Source organism: Halovenus amylolytica (assembly GCA_004015825.1).
GTDB lineage: Archaea > Halobacteriota > Halobacteria > Halobacteriales > Haloarculaceae > Halovenus > Halovenus amylolytica.
Genome location: SAYS01000001.1, coordinates 98,655 through 123,484, shown reverse-complemented (window position 1 = coordinate 123,484; position 24,830 = coordinate 98,655). Strand labels below are relative to the sequence as shown.

The following is a 24,830-nucleotide window of genomic DNA, read 5'->3' as shown; positions in this document are numbered from 1 at the left end:
ACGAACAGAAAAACTTTGCGGGGAAAATGGTACTGTCGGAGTAATTGTGTCTTAACGGAAAGATATTCGAGTGGGAGCGGGAGCGACTTTCTCGCGTTAGAACGTTCCTAATAATGCACAGGTGGCCGTGAGTAGCCTCGTCAATCCCCGATACACACAGTAATCACTGAATAAACCGTTCGATCCGGTCGAGTGCCTCCTTCAGATCGGCGATACCTGTCGCATACGAGACACGAAGGTGGTCGGACCCGCCGTCGCCAAAGGCAGTCCCGGGAACGACGGCGACGCCGGTCTCTTCGAGCAGGGCTTCGGCGAACTCGTCAGCATCGTCCCACGGGCAGGCCGGGAACGCGTAGAATGCGCCTTTTGCACGGAAACAGTCGATCCCCATCTCGTCGAACCGCGAGAGGACGAGCTGTCGGCGGCGGTTGTACTTTTTGTGCATCTCCTCGACGGCGTCGTCACAGGATCGCAGCGCCTCGATCGCCGCGTACTGTGCTGTCGTCGGCGCAGAGAGCATCGTGTACTGGTGGATGCGGTTCATCGCTGTGATCGCTTCCGGCGGGCCGAGCGCGTAGCCGAGTCGGAGCCCCGTCATCGCGTACTCCTTCGAGAAGCCGTTGAATACGATCGTTCGCTCGCGCATGCCCGGCAGTGTCGCGATGGAGGTGTGGTCGTGCTCGTAGCTCAACCCCGCGTAGATCTCGTCGGAGAGGACGGTCAGATCGTGTTCGCGGGCGAACTCTGCGACCTCTTCGAGTTCCTCGCCGGTCATCGTCGCACCGGTCGGGTTGTTCGGGTAACAGTAGACCAGCATCTCCGCGTCGGCCGCACCCTCCTCCCGGAGGAGATCGTAGGTGAGTTTGAACTCGTCTTCACGGCGCGTCGAGACGGAGCAGACCTCACCGTCCGCGAAGATGACGCCCGGCTCGTAGGAGATGTAACACGGCTGAGCGACCGCGACGGTGTCGCCGGGATCGACCAGCGCCCGGAAGGCCAGATCGAGTCCCTCGCTCGCGCCCGTCGTGACCAGGATCTCCTCGTCGACGTCGTAGTCGAGGTCGTACCGGCTCCGCATGGCGGTCGCGATCTCCTCACGGAGTTCCCGCCGGCCGCGGTTGGCAGTGTAGGAGGTCTTTCCCTGTTCGAGCGAGGCGATGGCGGCCTCCCGTGCAGCCCACGGTGCGGAGAAATCCGGCTCCCCGACCCCCAGCGAGATGATATCGTCCATCTCCTCGGCGAGTTCGAAGAACTTCCGGATTCCGGAGGGGCCGACCCGCTCGACTCTCTCTGCGGGTTTCATGGTGAGACGGAGAGCCGGTCGTCGTCGTCGCCGTCACCGAACTCGATGCCCTGCTCTTTGTAGGTCGTCATGACGTAGTGAGTCACAGTCTGGGTGATCTCCGGGACAGGTGCGACCTTGTTGCTGATGAAATTCGACAGCTCGCGCATCGAATCGCCCTCGGCTTCCATCATGAAGTCGAAATCGCCGCTGACCAGATGCAGCGAGTCGACCTTCGGGAACTTCGCGATGCGCCGTGCGACGTCGTCGTAGCTCGTCTCGCGGTCGAGCGTGATGTTCAGTTCCACGACTGCACGGACACGCTCGTCGTCCAGTTGTTCGCGGTCGACGACTGCTTTGTACCCCCTGATGACGCCATCAGCTTCGAGTTCGTCGATGGCGGCTCCGACAGTCTCACGATCACTGCCAGTCTGTCGGGCGATATCCTCGACGCTGTACCTGGCGTTCTCACGGAGTAGTTCGACGATTTCGTCGTGACTGCTCATACCAGAAAGCGTTTGAGGACGAGTAAAAACGTTGCTATGATATGCGAGAAAAAACAAGGAAGGTGAACGGATTACGACTTACTCTTCGGTGGCCCAGTCGAGCGAGCGCTCGACGGCGTCGTCCCAGCGACTGTACATCTCGTCTGCTTCGGCCTGGTCGATCTCGACGTCGAACGCTTTGTCGACCTGCCAGTTCTCGCGCAGGCTGTCCAGATCGTCCCAGTAACCGACGGCGAGACCGGCTGCATACGCAGAGCCGAGCGCCGTCGTCTCGTCGACAACTGGGCGAACGATCTCCGTCTGGATGACGTCAGCCTGGAGCTGACAGAGGAAGTTGTTCTTCACTGCCCCACCGTCGACGCGCAGACTCGTCGTGTCTACGCCGGAGTCGGCCTCCATCGCTTCGGCGACGTCGCGTGTCTGGTAGGCGATCGATTCGAGCGTCGCTCGCACGATGTGCTCTCTGCGCGTCCCGCGGGTCATCCCAACAATTGTCCCGCGTGCGCGTCCATCCCAGTGCGGGGCACCGAGGCCCGTGAAGGCCGGCACCAGATAGACGCCGTCCGTCGAATCGACGGAGCGGGCGAGACTCGCCGTCTCTGCGGCGTCGTCGATCAGTTCCATATCTTCCAGCCACTCGATCGCGGCACCAGTGATGAAGATTGCACCTTCGAGTGCGTACTGGACGTCACCGCCCGAGCGCTGGAAGCCGATGGTCGTCAGCAGTCCGTGGTCGGAGGTAACAGCTTCGTTGCCGGTGTTCATCAGGTAGAACGAACCGGTCCCGTAGGTGTTCTTCGCGTCCCCCTCGTCGAAACAGGTCTGGCCGAACAGCGCCGCCTGCTGGTCACCCAGCGCACCTGCGACCGGCACCTCTTCGCCGAGGAAGCCGTCTGCGTCCGTCGTCCCGTAGGTCTCCTCGTCAGAGGATGGACGTACTTCCGGAACCATCGACTTTGGCACGTTGAACTCTTCTAGGAGTTCGTCGTCCCATTCGAGGTCTTCGATGTTGTACAGCATCGTCCGCGATGCGTTCGAGACGTCCGTGATGTGGTTCCCGGTGAGGTTGTAGATCAGCCACGTGTCGATCGTCCCCATCATCAACTCGCCGGCTTCGGCGCGCTCTCGGATGTCCTTCGGTCGTGCGCGCTGCTGTTTGATCGGATCGGCGTTGTCGAGAATCCACTCGGTCTTCGTCGCCGAGAAGTAGGCGTCACATTCGAGACCCGTCTTCTCACGGATCCACTCGACTTTGTCCTCTTCCTGAATCTCTTCTACTCGGTCCGTGGTTCGGCGGTCCTGCCAGACGAGTGCGTTGTGAACGGGTTTGCCAGTCTCGGCATCCCACACGATCGTCGTCTCACGCTGGTTCGTGATGCCGAGTGCCTCGAGTTGCGAGGCGTCGATGCCGGCATCGGCCAGCCCTTCCGTGACGACTTCTTTCGTGTTCTCCCAGATCTCCATTGCGTCGTGTTCCACCCAGCCGGGCTCCGGATAGATCTGTTCGTGTTTTTTGTAGGCGTTCGCAACGTCGTTCCCACTATGGTCGAAAACCATAAACCGCGTTCCTGTCGTACCTTGATCGATAGCGCCAACGTATGTATTGTCTGCCATTGTAATCAACTCCTATTGAGAGACTGGGGACCTGTTACGGCCCCCCTCGGCTAACCCCGTCGAGTACCAATTACTTAATACTATGTGGTCCCCAGCCTTCAGTAAAGAAGTCCATCTTTAGACAGGTATACATTGTAAAAATAGACCATACAGTAGAAAGTAATACCTTTGAAATACATAGAATAGCAATATATAATTATTATATACTTTATTTTACTTCAGGAAGCCTGGAATTGCCGACGGCAGAATGAGTAAGGCGCTCCCGACACAACAGTTCGGTATGGTCGCACTCGACTCGAAGGACGTACTCACACGAGGAGACGAGGCACCGGCGTTCGAACTCGAGGGGACGGATGGGGAGACACACACACTGTCCGAGTTCACGGACAGAGAGGCGTTGCTACTCGTCTTCACCTGCAACCACTGTCCGTACGCGAAGGCGAAATTCGAGGAGCTGAACCGTCTCGCCGAGGAGTTCGACGACGTTGCCGTCGTCGGAATCAACTCCAACGACGAGGAGGAGTACCCCGAGGACGATTTCGAGACGATGGTCGAACGGGTCGAGGATGGGACGATCCAGTGGGACGCGTACCTCCGTGACGACACCCAGGCGGTGGCGGCCGCCTACGGCGCGGTGTGCACCCCGGATCCGTTTCTGTTCGCGAACGAAGACGGGTCGTTCGAACTGGTCTACCACGGCCGACTGGACGATGCGCTAAATCCCGACGACGAGCCATCGACACGCGAAATGAAGGGGCATATAGAGGATCTGCTCGCGGGCAACACAGTCGACGACGAGTTCAGACCGTCGCGGGGCTGTTCGATCAAGTGGCGCGAGGGCAACGAACCGGAGTACTGGGACGCGTAGCGGACGACAGGATCAGTCCCCGTCCACCGAGGAGGGGTCTCCTCCCGGGTCGTCAGCCGGGGTGGCCTGAGAGGGTGTGTTGTCGGGCGTCTGATCGATCGACTGGCCGCGGTAGGTGATCCGGTTCGCGCCGTCCCGTCTGGCTAGTTCTTCGGGATCGTCGAACATCCGATCCGCGATGAATTCGGCCGCTGCCGCCAGAACGTCGTCTGTATTCCGGTCAGTCCAGATGTGATAGGCTTTCCGTGGGGTCCGTATCTCCAGTCGGTTTGCGAGCAGTCCCGTGTGAGCGGTGGCGGCGGCGATCGACTCGATCGGAATCTCGACGACCTCGTCGTCGGGTTCGGTCCCGACGAGACAGAGGATACGACGCCCCGTCACCACGACCACCGTCCCCCGGTCACTGTCGGGCGCTGTCGTGTTGCGTTTGCTTCCGAGACCGATGCCACGCTTCTGGTTGGTGAACACGAAGGCGGGAGCCTCACTCTTGTCGAGGCGTTCGACCGGTGGCGGCCCGACGAGTCGTGACTCCACGAACTGTCGTTCCTGGTCCGCGAGGACGTCGGTCGTTACGGTCCGGTTCGACGCCATCTGTGCGAGCAGGTTTGCCCGAGAGATCAGTGACTGATCGTTCATCTGGTATCACTTCCCGCAATCGGTCGAGTCGGCCTCACACCGGTTCGACACGAGAAACGGGTGCGGCAAGTTTGCTCCAACATTACTGAACTATTCTGTAGCGTTAGATAAATTTGTTTGGGTAAACGTAACTAATTATACGTAATAGGAACTAATACATGAAATAATACTCCAGAAGAGTATGATGATCGTCCAATAGAGGCCGGATTATTCACCGGGCGGAGTCAGCGGATCTCCCCATCCAATCCGAGATGGATCAGTGTCCCGACGAAGAAGGTGCCGACCACGATCACCGCAGTTATCTGACGGGCCTGACCGAGACCACTGGTCAACAGCCAGACACCGCCGAGGACGACGGCGATCAGGACTGCGTTGATCGGGACGCTGTGAGTCCACCCGCGGTGACGATCTGTGACGAGGCCAATCACCGGGTCGACGAGACCGGCAGCACCGATAGTGACGAGCGCAACGAGGCCACCGGCAGCGGCTTCCGGTGGGACGGGGAGATCGACACCGAACTCGGTACTGGCAGACTCGACGGCCGGAACGAGTGCCGGCCAGCCGAGTCCAGCAAGCGCTGCGATTCCGAGCACGACGAGCAGCCGGAAGGCCCGGACGGCTTTCCGCCGCGGGATCGATTTGTGGTGGTCGATATCGGGATAGATCGCGCCAGTAAACGTCGTCGCTGCCGCCGCGATGCCCGAGAGAAAGGCAAGGATGGGTGCAAAGAAGAGTCCGTACACTGTCACAGCGACGACGACACCCATCGCGGCCGCACCGATCTGACCCCACCGAGCGTGGGTCGGGTAGTTTGGCATACTGCAGTATACTATCCGGCTAGCTATATGTATCTGGGGTTTCCTCTCGTGACAGTGTTAGGGAACCAACATTGTTCGATCGAACAGACAACCAGGATAAACGGATCCGGACGAGAGACCGAGGGTCGTGCTCCGAGAAGGCTCATTGTGCCGGATCAGAGCCTCTCGTACTGGTGGCTGTCCGAAACTGACGAATTTCGACCCCCGTGGGGTGAGCCGAACAACGTGCGGGGATCCTCGTGAGCACTCGTTCTCACGGTGGTCGAATATTTTCGCGAATCTATAGCCAGCAGTATCAACTCATAGTGTTTGTTGCGAGTCTTTACAGCCATGATGCAACAAACGATCGGTTATACGGCGTCAAACACCGATATTTGTGACGTGGTCACGAAAATTACCGCAACAAACAGTATCACACGTTCTCGGGGAGCCATCCACCGCTAACCTCGACGTTCTGGCCGCTGATGTAGTCGCTTCCCTCTTCGAGGAAAAAGAGCATCGCTTGCGACATATCCGCGAAGGAGGCGGGGCGACCACGGGGGAGTTCGTCGGGGAACTCGTCGGAGTTTTCGACTGTGTACGGCGAGATCGCGTTGACAGTAACACCGTCGTCCTGGGTGTCCGCCGCGAGCATCCGGGTAAACTGCAAGACGCCGGCTTTCGCCAGGAAGTACGGGAAGTTCTTCGGGCTGACCAGTCCCTTGTCGCTGGATGCGTAGCCGACGTTGACGATCCGCCCGTACTCCCGGCTGCGCATTCCGGGCAGGGCACGCTTCGAACAGAGGTAGGTGCCGTAGACGTTCGTCTCGATGACGGTCTCCCAGGTCTCGTGGGGTATCTCCGCCCAGTGCTGTGGCGCGAAGGCCCCGACGTTGTTGACGAGGATATCGACGTCTCCGAGTTCGGACTCGATTTCGTCGAACAGGTCGTCGACATCGTCCGGATCGGTGACGTCCGCCTGCACGGTCGTCGCAGAGACGTCGTGGTCGCGGGCGCGCTCTGCAACCTCGACAGCAGCCTCGTCACTGCTCCGGTAGTGAACGGCCACGTCCGCACCGAGTTCGGCCATCGACAGCAGTAGTTCCCGTCCGATCCCGCGCGCGCTACCCGTCACGAGAGCAGTCTGCCCGGAGAGATCCGGTTCGATCATGGCTGGTGTAAGTGGGCGGGTCGCATCAATCCCGCGAGACATCTGGCCCGTCTTTCCGGACAGCGAGCTCACCGAACGGAGTTGGACCGAATGAGTCGGACGAGCAACTGCGGCATGACGAATCCGACGATGAACACGACAGCGAAGATGCGTAGCAACTCCAGATCAGTAAACACAGCGAGCACGGCATAGAGGCCCAGACCGAGTGCAGTAAAGAAGGCGAGTATAACGTTCTCCGTATCGGCCATAGTTGTCATCTCAGACAGCGACTCATAAAGCTACTGGAGACTGGCCCGGGCGGATCACTCACTCGACCGGTTCGTATCCGACTGTTCCGGAGGCGTCGACGGTGATCCAGTATCCACAATAGCTGAACTGGACGGATCCACCCCCAGTCCGAAACAGGGAGTCGAGCGCGTCCGGATCGACGAAAGTGTAAAGCGGTGTCAACAGTTGAGAGGGATCGACACCCTCTGCTGTCGCGACCGTCCCGATAACTGCTTCACTGCGTGTCTGATTCATGTGAGAGATGTGATGTATAGCATAGGATTATACCGGGGAGAGCGGCCCAGCGAGCGTTGAAATACTCTGACAGCCTATATAGGGTACAAACGTCGATGTCACACAGAGGCGGCGTCGGCACTAAAGAGATCATGGAGACTGAATCCGAGGCGGCAGAGAGCACAGGTGAGTTCGAAACGGCCCTGCAAACACTCGTTCTGGAGTCGTTTGCTGGCGGCGCAGAGGTCTGTGGAACGTGGAAGGTGACATCGGAGTCGTCGCTCGTCCCCGAGTGGCAGATCGAAATCGAACGGGTCGACGACGGAACGGTTCCGGGTAAGACGACGTTTCTCGACGAGTAGTACTGGTGGCTGTACAAAACTGGCGTATTTTCGACGTCGAATATCTGATCGAATAGCTCACCAGCAGTGTGACATCCTCCCCCACGTAAACGACGGGGCTTCCCACGGCACCGCGCCGCTGGTTTGGGAACCTGGGGTTTGTAGATCGAGACTACTGGGAGTGCCACGCCTCTGTTACTCATATCCCGCGGGGGATTCGAAGGTATCTGGTTGTTTTGCGTCGGTATCTTCACCTCTCCCACAACGGATACGTTCTGAGAGTCGGGTTGGGATCCCAAGAGTGTCCGATTGTCCCGACATAGGGGCGGACGTACCACCTTGGTTAGATCTAGCTACCCATGCTTTGTTGAAAAAATACCGATGCTTACCCGACTCACACCCGACGTAAGCAGCGGGATTCTCTTGCTGTATCAAGATAGCAAACGAGAGTAACCGAGAGCACGTAGGGACAACACTTAATATAGTATTGTCCTACCAGTAACCAATACTCTGCTAAAATAGAGCCAGGGTGGCCCCTGACCAGTTAGCACAGTATCGAGAAACCAATGCCATCTACAGACACACCAGGTCGTCCGAGTCGGACCGAACAGTCACTCCCGGTGACGACGATTTTTAGACTGCTGTCGAGTGAACGCCGGCTGTGCGCACTGAGGTATCTCTCGCAGTCCGTCGGCGCTGTCGACGTCGAGGACCTCGCCGACCACCTCGCGCTCCATGAGGGCGAGCACACGCGCGAGCATTTCGAGCGCATCTGTACCAGCCTCGTACACGTCCACATTCCGCCGCTGGTCGAAGCCGGCGTCGTCGAGTACGATCCGGACCGAGAGACACTCACACTGTGTGCTCTCGGAGACCAGTTCGGTCCCTATCTGGAACTCGCGGATCGAGCCGAGAGCTGAGCGTCTGCGCCTTTTCAGGAGGGAGTCTCCGGCAGTATAATGAGCCATCTGCCCCGAACAGGAGATATGTCGATCGAACAGCGCGAGCAGACGTCCGTTGTCACCCACGCGCTCGCACAGCATACACTGACTGACCTCCGGAGTGTCGACACCGAACAGGTCGCCTTCCGGAAAGGACTGGTCAAACTCGGCCGCCTCTGTGGCTACGAGATAATCGACGAGTGGCTGGAATCTGCCCCGACAGAGGTCCAGACGCCACTCACATCGACGACCGGCGACCGGCTCACTGGCCTCGACGATGTCGTCATCGTCAACGTTCTCCGGGCGGCGACACCCTTCGTCGAGGGACTGCTGAAGGCCTTTCCCGCGGCACGGCAGGCCGTGATCTCCGCGAGCCGCGACGAATCGGCTGGTATGAACGAAGAGGGGGAGTTCCCGATCTCGGTGCAGTACGTCAAACTCCCGGAGATCCGACCGGAAGATACCGTGATCGTCGCCGACCCGATGCTCGCAACGGGTAGCACGCTGTCGGCAGTACTTGCGGAGTTGCTCGCCGACAACCCGGAGCCGAAGCAAGTGATCGTCCTCTCTGCTGTGAGCGCGCCTGCCGGGCTGGCCCGGATCGACTCGGAGTTCCCGGCTGCAAAACTCGTGACCGTCAGCGTCGACGACCACCTCGACGACGACGGCTACATCGTCCCCGGTCTCGGCGACGCCGGAGACCGGGCGTTCGGGACGACTGAGTGATTTGCGACCCCGAAAAGCAGTCACAGGTCGAACTCTGCCCGACCGCTCGTCGCGCTCCGGATCCGGTCGCGCAACTCACTCCCTTCGGTTACCGGTACCCGGACGGCAAACGCCACGTCTGCCTCGTAGCTGGCCTCGAAGGTCGCCTCGGAGCTTTCCAGAATCCCCCGGACGGTACCCGAGTCGTCGTACTCGACAGTAATCTCGAACGCTTCGTGTGGTCGTTGTTCGACGATGCCAGCGTCGTCGATGGCGTCTTTGACACCACGGGCGTACGCGCGAGCCAGCCCCCCGACACCGAGTTTGGTGCCACCGTAGTACCGTGTCACGACGACGACCACGTTTTCGAGGGCTTCCTGCTGGAGGACGTTGAGTGCCGGTTTGCCCGCACTGCCGCTGGGTTCGTCGGCGTCGCTGGCCCACTCCCGGAGCGGTTCGGCCCGGACACGGTAGGCCGGGACGTTGTGCGTCGCATCGTCGTACTCCGCCGATATATCCTCGATAAAGTTCTCTGCAGCCTCGATGGTCTCGGCCTGCTGGACGTGGCCGACGAACTCGGAGCCGCTGATCTCGAAGGCCGCGCGACCACGACCGTCCACTGTCCGATACTGTTCGCTCACAGCACCGGCTTCGAGTCGCTGTCCTATGGGGGTTTCGCCGGACCGGAAGAGCAAGCTATTCGTAGCCGTCGATCCTCTGTGGTGGTGTGAGTATCGCAGCCGAGCGTATCGACCGCCTCCACGACCTCGCACGCGAGGCGAGTGCCGACTGTCGCGAGGATCGGGCGCGGCGGTACGTCAGGCGAGCACGTCGGATCGCCGAACGCAACCGGCTGACACTCCCGCGGGAGTTCGTCCGGTTTACCTGCGACAGCTGTGACGTCTATCTTCGGCCGGGCAGGAACGCCCGGGTACGATTGCAGGACGGGCACGTCGTCGTCACCTGCGATTGCGGTGAACAGGCCCGGTATCCGTACGACGCCTGATAGTGATTGTTGCGGTTATTTTCGTGACCGAGTCACGGATATCGACGTGTCACGGCGTGTAACACAGAATTTGCGTCGCTAGAGCGGTACAGACTCGCAACAATCACTATGAGTGTGCGAGATCCGAGAGTCGCGGATGCGCGCCGTGGCAGGTAACTATCCTTTTACGTGCCAGTCTCGATAACTACGTACTATGAGCGAAGAAACGCGGCCACAGCGGATTCACAATCTGGACGTCACTGTCTGGGTTGGGAAACGGGGCATCGATGCGGTGACAGAGGAACTCAACGGACAACTCGAAGAGACTGATCTCGTGAAAGTCAAATTCCACCGTGCTGCACGGGGCGGAACCGATACCGAGACGCTTGCGGACGACCTCGCAGACCGGGTCAACGCGACGGTCGTCGAAACGCGTGGCCACACGGCAGTGATCGAGCGGTGATCGGTGAGATCGCCGGCTCAGTACTGGCTTTCGTCGACCCAATGGCCGACCAACTCGGCGACATCGGAGTGCCCTACGCGAGCACCATCGCACAGGGGGTCGTCTTCGTTGCTATATTTTTCGTGATCTACACGGTTGGACGCGCGACGCTGGGGCCACTCAGCAGCCGTGCCATGGAGGCACGTGGGCTGGATGCACACGCCCGCAAACCACTGAACAAACTGGTAAACTTCCTGATTCTGTTCGCTGCGGTCACGATCGCGTTCGGGACTGCGGGGTTCGGGGATTTCCTGACGGCAATTACCACCGTCGGCGCGGCCGCGACGCTGGCTATCGGGTTCGCACTTCAGAACATCATCCAGAACTTCGCTGCCGGTATCCTGATCTTCTCGGAAAAGCCGTTCCGGATCGGCGACTGGATCGAGTGGGGCGACAACGCCGGCGTCGTCGAAGATATCAGCCTGCGCGTGACCCGTGTCCGGACCTTCGACAACGAACTGCTGACGGTCCCGAATTCGAGTCTGACTGACGATGTCGTAAAGAATCCGGTCGCGAAAGACCAGCTCCGGGTGAAGTTCGTCTTCGGGATCGGCTACGAGGACGATATCGAGAAAGCGACAGAGATCATCGTCGAGGAGGCCGAAACACACGACGGGATCCTCGACGACCCCGCACCCTCGGTCAGAGTCGTCGAACTCGGTGACTCCTCGGTCGGACTGCAGTCACGCATCTGGATCGGGAATCCGGCCCGCTCTGATTTCGTCAAGATCCGTGGCGAGTACGTCAAAGCCGTCAAGGAGCGCTTCGACGACGAGGGAGTCAACATCCCGTATCCGAACCGGACCATCGGCGGCGGACTGGAGCTCTCGAACGTCGAGGGAATCGCGGAGCCGATGGACTAGATCGCGGAGACTTTTATACGGTCGCGCCCGGAATGTCGAGTATGCTTTCCGGTGTCAGGGTCGCGCTGGGTGTGACGGGCTCGATTGCGGCCGTCAAGACCGTCGAGTTGGCGCACGAACTCCGTCGACAGGGCGCCGAAGTCCGGGCGATTACGACCCCCGCTGCCGAGGGGATTATCCACCCCTGGGCGCTCGAATACGCGACAGACAACCCCGTCGTAACCGAGATTACCGGCAACATCGAGCACGTCGATCTGTGTGGCAGGGAGGGCTGGGCGGATCTCCTCCTCGTCGCGCCGGCGACGGCGAACACAGTCGGGAAGATGGCCGCCGCAATCGACGATACACCGGTGACCACTACCGCCACCACGGCGCTGGGGGCCGACATCCCGATCGTCGTCGTGCCGGCGATGCACGAACCGATGTACGACCACCCCGGAGTCCTCGATGCACTCGACCAGCTCGAAGACTGGGGCGTCAATTTTGCCGAGCCACGGATCGAGGAAGGGAAGGCGAAAATCGCCGACGAGGAGACCATCGTCACCGAGGCGGCGCGCGCGACGACCGAGCAGTCGCTGGCTGGCAAGCGGGTGATCGTCACGAGCGGCGCGACGACGGAATCGATCGATCCGATCCGCACGCTCTCGAACCGGGCGTCCGGACAGACGGGACGGGAGGTCGCCCGCTCGTGTTACGTCCGCGGCGCAGAGGTCGTCCTCGTCCACGATGGCCCGGATCTCCCCTGGGCAACCGTCGAGCACGTCGAGAGTATGCAGGAGATGCTCGATGGCGTGCTCGCTCACGCCGACGATGCGGACGCCCTGATTTCGGCGGCGGCGATCTCGGATTACACTGTCGAGGCCGCCTCCGAGAAGATCCGGTCGGGCCAGGAGACACTCACACTGGAACTCGAACCAACCCCGAAGCTGATCGACACCGTCAGAGCGGAGTATCCAGAGCTACCGATCGTGGGCTTCAAAGCCGAGAGCAGCGACGACGACGACAATCTCGTCGAGGAGGCACGCCGAATTCAGGATCGGGCCGGGCTCGCCTTCGTCGTCGGCAACGAGACGGGAGTGATGGGCGAGGCCGAAACCCGGGCCGTGGTCGTTGATACTGGGACCGTCGAACAGTTCGACGGTTCGAAACGAGAACTGGGGGGGATCGTCGCAGACCGACTCGTTGCCGAGCTGTAGCGGAACTAACCATTATCAGATTCAAGAAATCGAAGAATGCATTTATATGTTAGTATGGTATTACTACGAATAACGAGCATCCTACTTCTGCCAGCACCGGTAGCTAAGACGGGGTGAGGCAGCCAGAGAGGGTGCCGTCAGAGGCAAACATGCAACTAAAACAGCTACTCAACGACGACGACGCGGTCAGCCCAGTTATCGGGGTTATCCTGATGGTGGCGATTACGGTCATTCTCGCGGCAGTAATCGCAACCTTCGTGCTGGGTCTGGGGGAACAGGTCAGCCAGACGACGCCGAACGCGAACTTCGGAGTGGATTACGAGAACAACAGCGCCGATCTCGTAGACGAAACCGATTCGTGGGATCACAACGAGACAGGCGATAGCGATAACAATGCCGACGGCCTGTTGACGATCAGTCACACCTCTGGACCGTCGATTGAAACGAGCAAATTAGGGCTGTCAGGAAGTAGTTACAATAATGCAACCGGCAATTATACTGACTGGTCGACCTCGAATGTTGGGTTCAATAACTCGGAAATGAGTGCTGGTGACAGCATCGACGTCTGGATCTCTGTCGACGATAGCGTCAGTGTGATCTGGGAGAACGAAGGCGATTCGGCGACCCTCCGGAACTACGACGCACCTGAAGCATAACGCCGTCGAATACCTTTTTTATTTTTGAGTCTCGGTAGCCACGGCTGTCTTCGACCCCGAGTAATCGTCCGAAGAGCACAGTCCACGACAGGATGGGAAAGGCAAATTTTTCTACGACGCTGCAAGTAGCAACCACATGGAGAAACTCACGGAGTCGTTGCACGAGGCTCCGATCGTAGAGAAAGACGGCTATCACTACTTCGTCCACCCGATCAGCGACGGTGTTCCAATGTTGCGCCCGGAGCTGATGCGGGAGATCGTCATCCGGATCATCCGGAAGGCCAACCTCGAAGACGTCGACAAGATCGTCGCACCGGAAGCGATGGGGATTCACATCTCCACCGCCGTCTCGCTGATGACCGACATCCCCCTCGTCGTCGTCCGGAAACGGAAGTACGGTCTCGAAAACGAGGTGTCGATCTCGCAGGTCACCGGCTACTCGAAAACCGAGATGTACATCAACGATATCCAGGATGGAGACCGGCTGCTCGTCTTAGACGACGTGCTCTCGACGGGCGGAACCCTCCGGGCACTGCTGACCGCGCTCGAAGATATGGGCGCGGAGGTCGTCGATACCGTCGCCGTCATCAAGAAAGTTGGCGGCGAGAACAAACTCGATTCGGTCGATTTCCAGGTCAAGACGCTGGTCAACGTCACCGTCGAGGACGGCGAACTCGTCATCGTCGACGAAGACGGCGACGGATAGAGGGGCCCCCGAGTCGCGGGGATAGCACCCGTTAAGTAATTCCACACCTATGGATAGATATGAGTGAGGCGACCGATCTCGAAGAGCTAGAGCGCGGGACTGAACTGGTCAAGCGCGGGTTCGCGAAGATGCAGAAAGGCGGCGTCATCATGGACGTCGTCAACGAAGAGCAGGCCCGAATCGCCGAGGACGTCGGTGCTGTCGCGGTGATGGCACTCGAAGCCGTCCCTGCCGACATCCGGAAACGCGGCGGTGTCGCACGCATGGCTGATCCGGCGGACGTCTCGGATATTATCGATTCTGTCTCGATTCCGGTGATGGGCAAATCCCGGATCGGCCACACCGCAGAAGCACAGATTCTCGAAGCGATCGGCGTGGACATGATCGACGAATCCGAAGTGCTGACGCCCGCCGACGACCGGTATCACATCGACAAACGTGACTTTACTTCGCCGTTCGTCTGTGGCGCGCGCAACCTCGGCGAGGCACTCCGCCGGATCGACGAGGGCGCAGCGATGATCCGGACGAAAGGCGAGGCCGGAACCGGCGACGTGAATCAGGCAGTCCACCACCAGCGCAACATCAGAGGCTCGATCCGGAAACTCGAAGGGATGAGCCACCAGGAACGCGAAAAGTGGGCCCGCGAACACGAAGCCCCGGCAGCACTCGTCCACGACGCCGCCGAACGTGCCCGGCTGCCGGTCGTCAACTTCGCAGCCGGCGGGATCGCAACTCCGGCCGACGCAGCGTTGATGATGCAACACGGCTGTGACGGGATCTTCGTCGGCTCGGGGATCTTCGGGGCCGAGAACCCACGCGAGATGGGCGAGGCGGTCGTCGAGGCAGTCAACAACTGGGACGATCCGGAGACACTCGCAGAGATCGCCTCGAATCTCGGCAAGTCGATGAAAGGCGACGCGAACGCGGATCTGCCAGAAGAAGAGAGACTGCAGGACCGCGGCGTCTAGTACTCCGACTCTTCGTCACCGAACATATCGCGGTAGGCCGCGACACCCAGCAGCGCGGCCACGCCGAACACCGCCGAGCCACCGAAGATAGCGCCGAGTCGAAGACTTTCCTCGGTTTGACCGAACGGGAAGGTGGCACCATCGACGTTATCCTCACCGACGGCGATCACACCTTTCATGCCCAGTGTCTGGTGGGGTTGACAGACGTAGGGGTGCGCGCCAGCATCCCCTTCCTCGAACGTGAAGCTGTAGTCGACACCCTCGGTATCGACCGCACTGCCACTGCTGAAAAGCGGCTCGTCTCCCTCGGTGTTGTGGACGTTGTGTGCACCACCGGCACCGGTCCACGACCAGTTGATCGTCGTACCCGGGTCGACGACAACGGCTGGCGGATCGAAGAGCAGCCCCTGGTTGCCAGCACCGACAGTGACAGTAACTTCCTCCATACCCGTCGCGTCGGCGGTTTCGCCATCGAAGTTGGACGCATCGCTGAGGAAGCCGCCGTACTGGTCCTGTGCGCTGGCCGAGCCAGTTGTCGCGGCCGCGACTGTGCCTGCCGCCCCGACACTCGCGCCTGTTTTGAGGAGTCCGCGCCTGGTGTACGTCTCTCCAGAGTCCATTATACTTCTACTCACAGTTTTGGAACTATAAATCCGACTGTTCGTGATCAGAGCGGAGAGACAGTTCCACTGGATCGACTGTCGGAACAGTGTTCTCAGGTGGAAGATTGGACAACGATGAAGTTAATCGATACCTAGAGCGAGAGTATGAGCGCGGTCGCGGCAGCTGTTGGACAGATTTCCTTCGGCGAGTTTCAAAGCTATATCGAGGAGTTAGCGACCACAGAGGGCCGACTCGTTATCAGTGGGGCCATCCTGTTTCTGACACTGCTGATCGCGGTGCTGATTGCGCCGACTATTATCCGGTGGACTGGAACCCAGTTTCGCAGCCGGTTCCCGGAGGGGCGAGCAGTCACCGCGATCGATCTGATCAGCGAGTACGTCCCGACGACCATCGGCGGATTCATCCTCCGATTGATCCAGGTCACGCTGTTCGGTGTGGCACTGCTGGCCTTGCTCGTCATCTGGGGGCTGATCGACGTCGCCGGCTCGGTACTGGAGTTCGTCGGCATCTCGATTCCAGTCGTAACACGAACCGGGCTCACAGGACTCATCGTTCTGTTTGCCTACATCGCGTCTGACCTGCTCAAAAACAGTATCAAAGAGCTCAGCAACGGCGCAAACCGGGTCACAGACCACCAGCAGGAGATCGTCATCCGACTCGGTACGCTTGCCGTCTTTGCTTTCGCCATCACCGCATCGCTCACACTGTGGGGGCTGGATCTGTCGGGGCTGCTCGTCGGGGCGGGCTTTCTGGGGATCGTCGTCGGGATGGCAGCCCGGCAGACACTCGGCTCGATGATCGCCGGCTTCGTGTTGATGTTCTCCCGACCGTTCACCATCGGCGACTGGGTCGAGATCGAGGGCGATCAGGGAATCGTCACCGATATCACGATCATGAACACGCGGATGCGCAACTTCGACGGGGAGTCGATCGTCATGCCCAACGACCGGGTGAGCAACGCGGCCGTGACGAACCGGAGCGAGCAGGGCCACCTCCGGATCCGCGTCGAGGTCGGCATCGACTACGACACGGATCCGGCGTTCGCGGAGGAAATCGCACTCGAAGAGATCGAGTCGGTCGATTCGGTCACGAACTCCCCGCCGCCTGCGGTCGTCCCGACCGGGTTCGGCGATTCCGCAGTAGTGCTGGAGATGCGGTTCTGGATCGACCGCCCGTCACCGCCGCGGCGGTGGCGGGCGACACGGGCCGTGATCCACAACGTCAAAGAACGGTTCGAAAAAGAGGGAATCGGGATTCCGTTCCCACAGCGAACGTTGTCGGATCGGTCCGAGGGCAGCAGTGTTCGGATGCCCGAGACCGAGACAGACATCGTGGCCCCAGGAGAACCCAGCACGGAGGATTGACGACACCGGGGGGTCGCCCGCTCCGCTAGATCGTCCGAAAGACCCGGACTGTGTCCCGGGACGTGGGTTCACAGATCAGCTCTGCGAACCCGATCCCGGTGAACACGTCCTTCCAGTCGCGGTGATACAGTGGAAACTCGTCGTCGACGTAGCTGACACCGTCGCGGTCCGGACTGTTCCCCTCGTTTTCGGCAGTGATGAGCAGATCGTCGGTGACGCGAGCGAGTTCTTCGAAGACCCACTCGTCGTCGGGATGGATGTGCTGGAGTGTCTCCACCGAGTAGATAGCGTCGAACTCGCCGTCGGCGAAGTCGGGAACGATCTCCTCGATCGCGCCGGTGTGAAAGGTACCGGTGTCCGCGAGTTCGGGATACTGGTCGGCCATCACATCGAAGGAGTCGTCGTTGATATCGATCCCGGTGAGATTCTCGAACCCCTGATCGAGGAGGGCTGCGAGATGGCGTCCGGAGCCACAGCCAACTTCGAGTACGGAAGCGTCGTCGTGGAGGTAATGCGAGAGCGCACTGGTGATCGTCTCGGTAACCTCGTTTGGACCGATGTGGGCGTAATAGGTCGGCGAGAACCGCCCGGAGCGTTCGGCCCAGTCCTCTCGGACGTCGTCCGGATTCATACCTCGTTCTCAGGACTGTGGCTCGTATAAACTACCGCATTGTCAGCGACAGCAGGTTTCGACGACGTGTCGGACCTGCAACAGCGTCGAGGCCGGCAGTTCTCCGGGCCGAGCCCACTGCATATCGTAGATCCCTTCTCCCAGATTCGGTGTCAGCGACGACAGCAACGAACAGTCGAAGACGGTACACAGCGTGAACTTGTCGACGCTAGTATGTGAGTACCAGAAGTGCGTGATCGATTGCCCGACTGTGGCCTGACAGCGTAGTTCCTCGGCCAGTTCCCGACGGAGCGCGGTCACCTTCGATTCGGCTCCTTCGACGCCACCGCCCGGTAACGTCCAGAACGGAGCGCCATCCGAGTGGCGCTCCTTGACGAGAAGAACCCGACTTCCTGCGGTGATCAACGCTTTCGCACCGCGTCTGAACGGCACCGCGTTTTGCGCCGGGACGGCAATCTGGCTCGACATGAACTTACTATTCCGGGTCCTGTAACATTAGTAAATACTGTATACTCCTCCGAGACGTGGGCCCGGATCTACTTCCAGAACAGACGAGAGGATACCGGTACTCCACAGAAAAGATGGCCACCAATCAGTCACTGGGGATTTTCTGGACGCAAAATACGATTTCTGGCGTGCGAGGATAAACATTCGTAGTATTTCTTAGGATATATATTCCCTTACAATTACTTTTTAGGAGTTTAGAACCTATATCGTATCATTTTTGATCGTTTCAATTCATTTTGTCCAGTGATAAGAAGAGTATAACAATAGTTACGCACAGGAATGGCCGGTGTATGAGAGAGACGAGAACCGAGCGGACATACGACACTGCTGGTCGGCGTGCAGTCGGAGAGAGTGCACGTAGCGACCAGCAGCGTGGGGATATCCCCTCCGGTTACCCATGACAGCACCCACAAGTGCAGTCGTGCTCGCGGCAGGAGAGGGGAGTCGGTTGCGGCCGCTGACGGAGTACCAGTCGAAACCGATGTTACCGGTCGCGAACCGACCGATTATCGACTACGTCGTCGATGCCCTCCGGAACGTCGGCATTACGAACGTCGTCGTCGTGGTCGGTCACCAGCGCAGACGGCTGCAGGACCATCTCAACAGACAGTATCCGGAGCTGGAGTTGAGCTACATCTACCAGCACCACCAGCTCGGGAGCGGCGACGCGCTCAAACAGGCTGTTGGCGAGGTCTCCGGTGAGTTCGTCGTCGTCAACGGCGACAACATCATCGACGCGGAGATGATTACAGGGACGATCGAACGGTACCAGCGTGCGGACGTCACGGCCGCCGTCGCGGTCGGACAGTCGGACAGATCGAGCGACTACGGGACGGTCTGTCTGGAAAACGACCGGGTAACGACGATCCTCGAACATCGGAGTGACGACGACCAGGCCCGGATCAACGTCGGTGTCTACGTCTTCGACGAGGAGATCTTCGATGCCCTGGAGCAGACGTCGATGAACGGTGGCGAACTCTCGCTGACGGACGCCATCCCGCATCTGTCGGGAACGGTCGCACCGGCAGTGCCCGACGGTGTGTGGTTCGATCCCGCCTACCCGTGGGATCTACTCGCGATCTGTGAACGACTCCAGTCGGCACACCCCGAACTGGTTGCTGGCTCCGAGAAGACACCGCTGGTCGCCGAGACGGCTCGGATCCACGAGACGGCGGTGGTCGGCGACGATACGATGATAGGCCCGGGCTGTGAGGTCGCGGCCGGCGCCGTGCTCCGAAACGGCGTCTGTCTCCAGTCGGATGTCAGAGTCGGCGCGAACACGGTGGTAAACCGGTCACAGATCGGTTCGGACAGTCGGATCGGGGCCAACGCCGTGGTTCGTGATACGGTCGTCGGCGCGGAGGTATCGGTCGGTGAAGCGGCGGCCGCACCGGGTGGCGCTGCGGATTTCGCGGTCAACGAACAGATCTACCGGAACAAACAGCTCGGCAGTGTCGTCTCCGATCGAGCGACGATCGGTGCGAACGTAACGCTGACGCCGGGGACGCGTATCGGGCCGGACGTGACCATCAGTCCCGGTACCACCGTTTCCGGCAGTCTTCTCGAAAACGGAGTGATCAGATAATGTGTGGAATTACCGTCCGGGTCGGCGACGGGAGTGCGGTCCCCGACCTGCTTTCCGGACTCGAAAACCTGGAGTATCGTGGCTACGACTCGGCCGGCATCGCGCTGCAAAACGGCACCGGCATCGACGTCGTCAAAAGTGAGGGCAAAATCGACAGGCTCCAGGAGGCACTCGCCGGGAAAGACCTCCACGGAGCCGTCGGCATCGGTCACACCAGATGGAGTACACACGGGCCACCGACCGACGAGAACGCACACCCCCACACTGACTGCACCGGCAAGGTTGCCGTGGTTCACAACGGGATCATCGAGAACTACCGGGAGCTACGCGAGGAGTTAGCTGCCGATGGCCACGTGTTCACGAGCGAAACGGATACAGAAGTGATCCCGCATCTCATCGAGTCACACCTCGCGAACGGCGCTGATTTCGGATCGGCGTTCCGGGAGGCAGTCGACCGACTGGCGGGTAGTTACGCGGTCGCAGCCATCGCTGCGGGAACGGACGCCGTCTACGCGACTCGAAACGGCTCACCGCTCGTACTCGGGCAGGACACCGACCGGTACTTCCTCGCCAGCGACGTGCCCGCCTTCCTCGACCAGACTGACGAGGTGGTCTACCTGCAAGACGGGGACGTCGTCCGCGTGACAGAGACTGGCTACACCGTGACCGATACGACCGGTACCGTGGTCGACCGCGAGGTCGAGACGGTCGACTGGAATGCAGAAGACGTCGGCAAGGCGGGCTACGACCACTACATGCGCAAGGAGATCCACGAGCAACCAACCGCGTTGCGACAGACGATCCGGGGTCGTATCGACTCCTTCAGCGGTGACGTCGATCTCGAAGGGTTCCCGCCGGGGACGTTTACCGGGATCGATCGGGTGCATCTGGTCGCGATGGGGACCTCGATGCACGCGGCGATGTACGCGGCAGCCCTGCTGACAGAGAACGGCGTCGATGCGGAGGCGTATCTCTCCGGCGAGTACGCGGTGTCGCCGCCGCCAGCCGACTCGAACACACTCGTGATCGCGGTCACCCAGAGCGGCGAGACGGCCGATACGCTGGGTGCGATCCGGGCCATTCAGGGCACCAACGTCCGGACGCTCGCACTGACGAACGTCGTCGGCTCCTCGATCACACGAGAGTGTGACGATTCGCTGTACATCCGTGCCGGTCCCGAGATCGGTGTGGCCGCGACGAAATCGTTCTCCTCACAGGTCGTTACCCTCTCGATGCTCACTCAGCGACTCGTACAGGATATCACAGGAACGTCCGTCGAGAACGCGGGGAGTCTCCTCGAATCGGTCTCACAGATCCCGGGGGACGTCCAGCAGATACTCGACAACTCGACCGCGGCAGCAGTCGCCGAAAAGTACCTCGACAGTGATGCGTTTTTCTTCCTCGGTCGCAACACCTGCTATCCGGTCGCACTCGAAGGTGCACTGAAGTTCAAGGAGATTACCTACGAACACGCCGAAGGCTTTGCTGCCTCGGAGCTGAAACACGGCCCGCTTGCGCTCGTCACCGAGAACACGCCCGTGTTCGTTCTCTTTACCGGCGAGGACGATCAGAAAATCATAAGCAACGCCAAGGAGGTCCAGGCCCGCGGTGCACCCGTGATAGCGGTTGCAAGCGAGGCATCGAGTGCAGCGATCGACCAGGCCGACGACGTCTTGTCGATTCCAAAGACCACCCCCAAAATGAGTGGGGTGCTCGGCAACGTCCAGCTCCAGCTCGTCGCCTACCACGCGGCGAAGGAACTCGGTCGGGAGATCGACAAACCACGGAACCTCGCAAAGAGCGTCACCGTCGAATGACATCCTCCTCGGCGTAAACGCCGAGGTTTCCACGCGGTTGGGGTCGGGCGTTCCGACACCAACGGTGGCAACATTCCCCTCGCGGGTACTCCGGTTTGCACGCAAGCCGTCAGTCCCGTGAGGGAGTGAGATGCTTGGGTATCTGCTTGGCCCGTGCGGGCGGTGCCATCCGCCTGACTGCGCCTTGCAGCGGAGTCTGACTCGGGCAGGCTCGCGTGTTTGATATCGGGTGAACGCCAACCCACACCCACTTTTCCCGAGTTATTGTCGTACTGTACGACCCCACCGAGAATAAATCCGGGGGTTTGCGGCACCAATCTTACGCGATTCACGCCCGCCGTGAACGGCGAGATTCTCTCGCTGTATCAAGATAGTGTCGAGTCCGATACGTCTAGTGTGACAAAGTGTGAATCTGCTGGGATTGGCGTAGAAGAGTTAGAGGATCACCTCAGAAACGATCGTTCAGCCGTGGGTTCGCTCACCCGCCGAAAAGGGAGTCTGCAGTCGCGGCGCCGACGACGCTGAAGATGGCTCCGATCGAGATGGCTTTCGCCGTCGTCGGCGGAGTCGCCCCGAAGGTCGTCGGCGCGTCGAACAGGACCGCGAGCATCGCCACCGAGAGATACGAGACGAGCAGTAACGAAATAAACCGGAGTGGGAGCCCGGCGATCGACTCCTCCCATCTGGCGTCGCGTTCGTCATCCGCCCGGTACAGGGCACCGTAACCGATTATGACCACCATGACGACCGTGATGATCCACTGTATCCAGTTCATCGACGCGGCGAGACTCCAGACCTCCTCGGTGACGACGAACGGCGCGGAGAGGACGATCCCACCGACGATCTGCTGGACCAGGTCGTCTAGACCGAAGACACGACGCGCTGACAGCCTGTCGAGGGTGCTGATCGTCTGTCGAATGACTCGGCGTTCTTTTTGCGAACCGACTGTCTCCTCGAGGTTTTCAAGTTCATCGAGTAGATCAGCGACATCCCTCTCGTCAGACTCTGTCTCTTCTTTCTCGAAGGGTCTCTTCCGCGACACTACGTTCTAGTGACGACGGCAGGAATAAAACAGTGTGCGGGATTCGAACAGGACAGGAGCGACAAAGGCCCATTCTGGCGCTCGACTGCGCCGTGTGGCTGTTCATCAGTAGCTGTCGAGATCGGTGCCGACAGAACAGACGTACTCACCGCTTGCGACCTGCGGGCGTCGACGGCTCCGCCAGAAGATCCCGTCCGAATCTGCGGAGACCGTGGCCTTGATCCGGCCGAAGACGTCGGTCACCTCGAACAGCGTCCGGTTTCGGCTGACGCGGTCGCCGAGTTCGACTTTGAAATCGACGATCCCACCCGACGGTGCGCCGTACTGCTCGAAGCCGCCGGCTCGCGTCTGCGTGTACACTCCGACACTCCCCGGGAGAAAATCGTAGTATTTCAGCACGTTGAAAACGCCCTCGACACCGATCTCGATGCTCTCCTGGTCGAATCCCACGGCGCCACCGAGCTCGGGATCGACAGTCGGAATCCCCTTGTCCGGGGCAGCACGGGCGAGCTGTCCTTCCGGCCCTTTCTGGTCGAGGATGTGGCCACAGCCGAAGACCTTCGCCAGTTCGAGACAGTCGTCGTGGATGCGGTGGCGTTTCCCGCACCTGACACGGACTTCGTTTATCATCCGCGAGGTCGAGCCCTGGTGGAGATCCAGGATGAGATCCGCCCGAGTTGCGGCGTCGAAGGTCGCTGCCGCGATGCGTTCGGTCGAGGTCCCGTTCTCGTCTCCCGGGTACGTTCGGTTGAGTTTGGTATCGTCGATCGGGTTCCGGTGTTCGCCGTGCTGGAATGCGAAGTAGTTGGCAATCCCGACGACCAGGATCGTTCCCGACAGCTCCTGGGGATCGAGCTGTGGGACAACCCGCCTGACGACACCGACACCGTTGAGTTCGTCGCCGTCGCTTGCCGCCTGTAGATAGAGCGTTTTCCCGTCGCCCACACCGTTGATGACCGCGACCGGCAGCCCGATAGAACCGCCATCCGGCCCTTCACCGACAGTTAGCCGTCCAGTATTGATCTCACCTGGATCGGCACGCGCAGTGCCCAGACTCGTCATTACTCCTATTCGGCAGCCCCACGCTCTTTAGGTGTTCGATATGCACGAATCCTGCCGACGCCTACAGCGCGAGCAGGAACAGAAAGAAGTTGTTGACTGCGGGACCGAGCCCGACAGCACCGATGATCGCGAACATGAGATTCCCCTCTGTGGGTTTATCGCTGACGTAATCGGCGAAGAGGATGACGATCGCCGACGCGAGCACCACTTTCACTGTGACGAACAGCCAGCCGGTCCCGAGTAGATCCGCCGTCGGCAAGTCGCCCGCGATGTCGAGAATCAGTCGGGGGAGCGCCGACCGTTCGCCGGCACCGAGCTGTTCGACGCCGATTGCCGTCGTCACGCCGTCGAAGGTGTGGGCAAACAGCACGAACGCCCCGACGAACCGGGCTTCTGCGATGACGTATGTCCGCCAGGAGCCGATCAGGATGTAGACGACGAAGGCGAGCACGAAGGAGATGATCAGTCCCAGTACTGGCCAGATCGGCTCCATCGGTGCCACTGCCTCGTCCATCCCCTGCCAGAGGAGGAGGCCGATCAGTGGAGTCATCACACTGATTCCTGCCGTCCCGATGTAGACCGCAATCCGATTGCTCTTCTCGTAGCTCGGGACGATCATCGCCGAAATAATCCAGATAATTCCAAGCGGGATGAACGTCGTCAGGTACACCGCCGGGGCAGAGAAGATCCCTGCAATCGCCTCCGGATACAGCTGTCGTTGTAGCACCTCCTGAAGCTGCCAGAAGACGTGGAGGATACTCCCGGAGATAATCCACGGAATAAACGAGAGAACGACTTTCTGTGTCAGCGGCGGCCGAAGCGCATACAGAAGGACGGAGACGGTGAGTGTGCCGACCAGAAGCGCCGCCCACTGCACCAGCCCAACCTCTGAAACCACGAAATCGGTAAATGGCGCTGCCATTTCGGTGAGATGATACCCCGCCACTCAAAACTGTTCCG

29 protein-coding genes are annotated in these 24,830 nt (G+C 60.0%); 14 read left to right on the top strand and 15 right to left on the bottom strand.

Translation table 11 applies throughout. The features are described 5' to 3' along the window. Positions 1 to 163 precede the first annotated feature (163 nt). The 3 genes from EOW68_RS02645 to glpK form a co-directional block, all read right to left on the bottom strand. Positions 164 to 1,303, bottom strand: a complete 1,140-nt coding sequence (locus tag EOW68_RS02645; RefSeq protein ID WP_128223626.1) for a pyridoxal phosphate-dependent aminotransferase — start codon at positions 1,301 to 1,303, stop codon at positions 164 to 166. Beyond that, entirely contained in the window at positions 1,300 to 1,788 is a 489-nt protein-coding gene (locus EOW68_RS02640) for an Lrp/AsnC family transcriptional regulator (protein WP_128223625.1), read from the bottom strand. Before EOW68_RS02640 ends, EOW68_RS02645 begins: the two co-directional genes overlap by 4 nt. Before the next feature lie 78 nt (positions 1,789 to 1,866). Beyond that, positions 1,867 to 3,402, bottom strand: a complete 1,536-nt coding sequence (glpK, locus tag EOW68_RS02635; protein ID WP_128223624.1) for a glycerol kinase GlpK — start codon at positions 3,400 to 3,402, stop codon at positions 1,867 to 1,869. A gap of 280 nt (positions 3,403 to 3,682) precedes the next feature. On the opposite strand from glpK, the gene EOW68_RS02630 reads away from it, so the two are divergent. Next, on the top strand, positions 3,683 to 4,270 hold the full coding sequence (locus tag EOW68_RS02630) for a thioredoxin family protein (protein ID WP_128223806.1): 588 nt from the start codon (positions 3,683 to 3,685) through the stop codon (positions 4,268 to 4,270). 12 nt (positions 4,271 to 4,282) lie between these two features. Here the strand turns inward: EOW68_RS02630 and EOW68_RS02625 are convergent, their stop codons facing one another. The 5 genes from EOW68_RS02625 to EOW68_RS02605 all read right to left on the bottom strand — a co-directional run bounded on the left by EOW68_RS02625 (position 4,283) and on the right by EOW68_RS02605 (position 7,396). Continuing rightward, on the bottom strand, positions 4,283 to 4,906 hold the full coding sequence (locus EOW68_RS02625) for a PH domain-containing protein (protein WP_128223623.1): 624 nt from the start codon (positions 4,904 to 4,906) through the stop codon (positions 4,283 to 4,285). A gap of 224 nt (positions 4,907 to 5,130) precedes the next feature. Further along, complete coding sequence (locus EOW68_RS02620; RefSeq protein ID WP_128223622.1) at positions 5,131 to 5,724, bottom strand: metal-dependent hydrolase; 594 nt, start codon at positions 5,722 to 5,724, stop codon at positions 5,131 to 5,133. 412 nt (positions 5,725 to 6,136) lie between these two features. Continuing rightward, positions 6,137 to 6,874: an SDR family NAD(P)-dependent oxidoreductase gene (locus EOW68_RS02615; RefSeq protein ID WP_128223805.1), complete on the bottom strand. Its 738-nt coding sequence runs from the start codon at positions 6,872 to 6,874 to the stop codon at positions 6,137 to 6,139. Between the two features lie 68 nt (positions 6,875 to 6,942). After that, a complete protein-coding gene (locus EOW68_RS02610) occupies positions 6,943 to 7,122 on the bottom strand; it encodes a DUF7987 family protein (protein WP_128223621.1) in 180 nt (59 codons plus the stop codon). A 58-nt stretch (positions 7,123 to 7,180) separates the two neighbouring features. Further along, positions 7,181 to 7,396, bottom strand: a complete 216-nt coding sequence (locus EOW68_RS02605; protein WP_128223620.1) for a HalOD1 output domain-containing protein — start codon at positions 7,394 to 7,396, stop codon at positions 7,181 to 7,183. 95 nt (positions 7,397 to 7,491) lie between these two features. On the opposite strand from EOW68_RS02605, the gene EOW68_RS02600 reads away from it, so the two are divergent. From EOW68_RS02600 to upp, 3 genes are all read left to right on the top strand, one after another. Beyond that, positions 7,492 to 7,737, top strand: a complete 246-nt coding sequence (locus EOW68_RS02600; protein WP_128223619.1) for a hypothetical protein — start codon at positions 7,492 to 7,494, stop codon at positions 7,735 to 7,737. 545 nt (positions 7,738 to 8,282) lie between these two features. Next, on the top strand, positions 8,283 to 8,636 hold the full coding sequence (locus EOW68_RS02595) for a DUF7344 domain-containing protein (protein WP_128223618.1): 354 nt from the start codon (positions 8,283 to 8,285) through the stop codon (positions 8,634 to 8,636). Positions 8,637 to 8,702: 66 nt separating this feature from the next. Continuing rightward, positions 8,703 to 9,383, top strand: coding sequence for a uracil phosphoribosyltransferase (gene upp, locus EOW68_RS02590; RefSeq protein WP_128223617.1), 681 nt, complete (start codon positions 8,703 to 8,705; stop codon positions 9,381 to 9,383). A gap of 20 nt (positions 9,384 to 9,403) precedes the next feature. On the opposite strand, the gene EOW68_RS02585 is transcribed toward upp, so the two are convergent. Continuing rightward, positions 9,404 to 10,003, bottom strand: coding sequence for an IMPACT family protein (locus EOW68_RS02585; protein WP_128223616.1), 600 nt, complete (start codon positions 10,001 to 10,003; stop codon positions 9,404 to 9,406). Between the two features lie 86 nt (positions 10,004 to 10,089). On the opposite strand from EOW68_RS02585, the gene EOW68_RS02580 reads away from it, so the two are divergent. The 7 genes from EOW68_RS02580 (at position 10,090) to pdxS (ending at position 15,238) form a co-directional block, all read left to right on the top strand. Beyond that, positions 10,090 to 10,368, top strand: a complete 279-nt coding sequence (locus EOW68_RS02580; protein ID WP_128223615.1) for a ribonuclease P protein component 4 — start codon at positions 10,090 to 10,092, stop codon at positions 10,366 to 10,368. 193 nt (positions 10,369 to 10,561) lie between these two features. Continuing rightward, positions 10,562 to 10,810, top strand: coding sequence for a YhbY family RNA-binding protein (locus EOW68_RS02575; protein ID WP_128223614.1), 249 nt, complete (start codon positions 10,562 to 10,564; stop codon positions 10,808 to 10,810). A 41-nt stretch (positions 10,811 to 10,851) separates the two neighbouring features. Next, positions 10,852 to 11,712, top strand: a complete 861-nt coding sequence (locus EOW68_RS02570; RefSeq protein ID WP_128223613.1) for a mechanosensitive ion channel family protein — start codon at positions 10,852 to 10,854, stop codon at positions 11,710 to 11,712. A 41-nt stretch (positions 11,713 to 11,753) separates the two neighbouring features. Beyond that, complete coding sequence (coaBC, locus tag EOW68_RS02565) at positions 11,754 to 12,908, top strand: bifunctional phosphopantothenoylcysteine decarboxylase/phosphopantothenate--cysteine ligase CoaBC (RefSeq protein WP_128223612.1); 1,155 nt, start codon at positions 11,754 to 11,756, stop codon at positions 12,906 to 12,908. Positions 12,909 to 13,057: 149 nt separating this feature from the next. After that, positions 13,058 to 13,564 carry a type IV pilin domain-containing protein gene (locus EOW68_RS02560; RefSeq protein WP_128223611.1) on the top strand — a complete coding sequence of 169 codons (507 nt, stop codon included), beginning with the start codon at positions 13,058 to 13,060 and terminating at the stop codon, positions 13,562 to 13,564. 136 nt (positions 13,565 to 13,700) lie between these two features. After that, a complete protein-coding gene (hpt, locus tag EOW68_RS02555) occupies positions 13,701 to 14,270 on the top strand; it encodes a hypoxanthine/guanine phosphoribosyltransferase (protein WP_128223610.1) in 570 nt (189 codons plus the stop codon). A gap of 59 nt (positions 14,271 to 14,329) precedes the next feature. Beyond that, positions 14,330 to 15,238, top strand: coding sequence for a pyridoxal 5'-phosphate synthase lyase subunit PdxS (pdxS, locus tag EOW68_RS02550; protein WP_128223609.1), 909 nt, complete (start codon positions 14,330 to 14,332; stop codon positions 15,236 to 15,238). Here pdxS and EOW68_RS02545 read toward each other — a convergent pair. Next, positions 15,235 to 15,858: a halocyanin domain-containing protein gene (locus tag EOW68_RS02545; protein ID WP_128223608.1), complete on the bottom strand. Its 624-nt coding sequence runs from the start codon at positions 15,856 to 15,858 to the stop codon at positions 15,235 to 15,237. The genes pdxS and EOW68_RS02545 overlap by 4 nt on opposite strands. Positions 15,859 to 16,005: 147 nt before the next feature. On the opposite strand from EOW68_RS02545, the gene EOW68_RS02540 reads away from it, so the two are divergent. Further along, positions 16,006 to 17,226 (top strand): mechanosensitive ion channel family protein, encoded by a 1,221-nt coding sequence (locus EOW68_RS02540; RefSeq protein WP_128223607.1) that lies wholly within the window; start codon positions 16,006 to 16,008, stop codon positions 17,224 to 17,226. A gap of 25 nt (positions 17,227 to 17,251) precedes the next feature. Here EOW68_RS02540 and EOW68_RS02535 read toward each other — a convergent pair whose 3' ends face one another. Continuing rightward, positions 17,252 to 17,857 (bottom strand): class I SAM-dependent methyltransferase, encoded by a 606-nt coding sequence (locus tag EOW68_RS02535; protein ID WP_128223606.1) that lies wholly within the window; start codon positions 17,855 to 17,857, stop codon positions 17,252 to 17,254. Positions 17,858 to 17,899: 42 nt separating this feature from the next. Continuing rightward, positions 17,900 to 18,325, bottom strand: coding sequence for an NUDIX hydrolase (locus EOW68_RS02530; RefSeq protein ID WP_128223605.1), 426 nt, complete (start codon positions 18,323 to 18,325; stop codon positions 17,900 to 17,902). A gap of 436 nt (positions 18,326 to 18,761) precedes the next feature. Between EOW68_RS02530 and EOW68_RS02525 the strand changes: the two genes are divergently transcribed. Together EOW68_RS02525 and glmS are read left to right on the top strand one after the other, a co-directional pair. Continuing rightward, positions 18,762 to 19,949, top strand: a complete 1,188-nt coding sequence (locus EOW68_RS02525) for a sugar phosphate nucleotidyltransferase (RefSeq protein ID WP_128223604.1) — start codon at positions 18,762 to 18,764, stop codon at positions 19,947 to 19,949. Further along, on the top strand, positions 19,949 to 21,766 hold the full coding sequence (glmS, locus tag EOW68_RS02520; protein ID WP_128223603.1) for a glutamine--fructose-6-phosphate transaminase (isomerizing): 1,818 nt from the start codon (positions 19,949 to 19,951) through the stop codon (positions 21,764 to 21,766). The genes EOW68_RS02525 and glmS overlap by 1 nt, the downstream gene beginning before the upstream one ends. Positions 21,767 to 22,244: 478 nt before the next feature. On the opposite strand, the gene EOW68_RS02515 is transcribed toward glmS, so the two are convergent. From EOW68_RS02515 to EOW68_RS02505, 3 genes are all read right to left on the bottom strand, one after another. After that, the gene (locus EOW68_RS02515; protein WP_431358723.1) at positions 22,245 to 22,673 is read right to left on the bottom strand and encodes a DUF2391 family protein; all 429 of its coding nucleotides are present in this window, start codon (positions 22,671 to 22,673) and stop codon (positions 22,245 to 22,247) included. Positions 22,674 to 22,913: 240 nt separating this feature from the next. Continuing rightward, positions 22,914 to 23,870 (bottom strand): succinylglutamate desuccinylase/aspartoacylase family protein, encoded by a 957-nt coding sequence (locus EOW68_RS02510; RefSeq protein ID WP_128223602.1) that lies wholly within the window; start codon positions 23,868 to 23,870, stop codon positions 22,914 to 22,916. A gap of 61 nt (positions 23,871 to 23,931) precedes the next feature. Next, positions 23,932 to 24,792: a DUF63 family protein gene (locus EOW68_RS02505; protein WP_128223601.1), complete on the bottom strand. Its 861-nt coding sequence runs from the start codon at positions 24,790 to 24,792 to the stop codon at positions 23,932 to 23,934. Positions 24,793 to 24,830: the final 38 nt, after the last annotated feature.

Coding starts and splice junctions, on each gene's coding strand:
- EOW68_RS02625 (WP_128223623.1), bottom strand. CDS start 4,906: ATGAACGATCAGTCACTGATCTCTCGGGCAAACCTGCTCGCACAGATG.
- EOW68_RS02570 (WP_128223613.1), top strand. CDS start 10,852: ATGGCCGACCAACTCGGCGACATCGGAGTGCCCTACGCGAGCACCATC.
- glpK (WP_128223624.1), bottom strand. CDS start 3,402: ATGGCAGACAATACATACGTTGGCGCTATCGATCAAGGTACGACAGGA.
- glmS (WP_128223603.1), top strand. CDS start 19,949: ATGTGTGGAATTACCGTCCGGGTCGGCGACGGGAGTGCGGTCCCCGAC.
- EOW68_RS02645 (WP_128223626.1), bottom strand. CDS start 1,303: ATGAAACCCGCAGAGAGAGTCGAGCGGGTCGGCCCCTCCGGAATCCGG.
- EOW68_RS02535 (WP_128223606.1), bottom strand. CDS start 17,857: ATGAATCCGGACGACGTCCGAGAGGACTGGGCCGAACGCTCCGGGCGG.
- EOW68_RS02530 (WP_128223605.1), bottom strand. CDS start 18,325: ATGTCGAGCCAGATTGCCGTCCCGGCGCAAAACGCGGTGCCGTTCAGA.
- EOW68_RS02560 (WP_128223611.1), top strand. CDS start 13,058: ATGCAACTAAAACAGCTACTCAACGACGACGACGCGGTCAGCCCAGTT.
- EOW68_RS02595 (WP_128223618.1), top strand. CDS start 8,283: ATGCCATCTACAGACACACCAGGTCGTCCGAGTCGGACCGAACAGTCA.
- EOW68_RS02525 (WP_128223604.1), top strand. CDS start 18,762: ATGACAGCACCCACAAGTGCAGTCGTGCTCGCGGCAGGAGAGGGGAGT.
- EOW68_RS02640 (WP_128223625.1), bottom strand. CDS start 1,788: ATGAGCAGTCACGACGAAATCGTCGAACTACTCCGTGAGAACGCCAGG.
- EOW68_RS02505 (WP_128223601.1), bottom strand. CDS start 24,792: ATGGCAGCGCCATTTACCGATTTCGTGGTTTCAGAGGTTGGGCTGGTG.
- EOW68_RS02540 (WP_128223607.1), top strand. CDS start 16,006: ATGAGCGCGGTCGCGGCAGCTGTTGGACAGATTTCCTTCGGCGAGTTT.
- upp (WP_128223617.1), top strand. CDS start 8,703: ATGTCGATCGAACAGCGCGAGCAGACGTCCGTTGTCACCCACGCGCTC.
- coaBC (WP_128223612.1), top strand. CDS start 11,754: ATGCTTTCCGGTGTCAGGGTCGCGCTGGGTGTGACGGGCTCGATTGCG.
- EOW68_RS02510 (WP_128223602.1), bottom strand. CDS start 23,870: ATGACGAGTCTGGGCACTGCGCGTGCCGATCCAGGTGAGATCAATACT.
- EOW68_RS02620 (WP_128223622.1), bottom strand. CDS start 5,724: ATGCCAAACTACCCGACCCACGCTCGGTGGGGTCAGATCGGTGCGGCC.
- EOW68_RS02575 (WP_128223614.1), top strand. CDS start 10,562: ATGAGCGAAGAAACGCGGCCACAGCGGATTCACAATCTGGACGTCACT.
- EOW68_RS02630 (WP_128223806.1), top strand. CDS start 3,683: ATGGTCGCACTCGACTCGAAGGACGTACTCACACGAGGAGACGAGGCA.
- EOW68_RS02605 (WP_128223620.1), bottom strand. CDS start 7,396: ATGAATCAGACACGCAGTGAAGCAGTTATCGGGACGGTCGCGACAGCA.
- EOW68_RS02610 (WP_128223621.1), bottom strand. CDS start 7,122: ATGGCCGATACGGAGAACGTTATACTCGCCTTCTTTACTGCACTCGGT.
- pdxS (WP_128223609.1), top strand. CDS start 14,330: ATGAGTGAGGCGACCGATCTCGAAGAGCTAGAGCGCGGGACTGAACTG.
- EOW68_RS02545 (WP_128223608.1), bottom strand. CDS start 15,858: ATGGACTCTGGAGAGACGTACACCAGGCGCGGACTCCTCAAAACAGGC.
- hpt (WP_128223610.1), top strand. CDS start 13,701: ATGGAGAAACTCACGGAGTCGTTGCACGAGGCTCCGATCGTAGAGAAA.
- EOW68_RS02615 (WP_128223805.1), bottom strand. CDS start 6,874: ATGATCGAACCGGATCTCTCCGGGCAGACTGCTCTCGTGACGGGTAGC.
- EOW68_RS02600 (WP_128223619.1), top strand. CDS start 7,492: ATGTCACACAGAGGCGGCGTCGGCACTAAAGAGATCATGGAGACTGAA.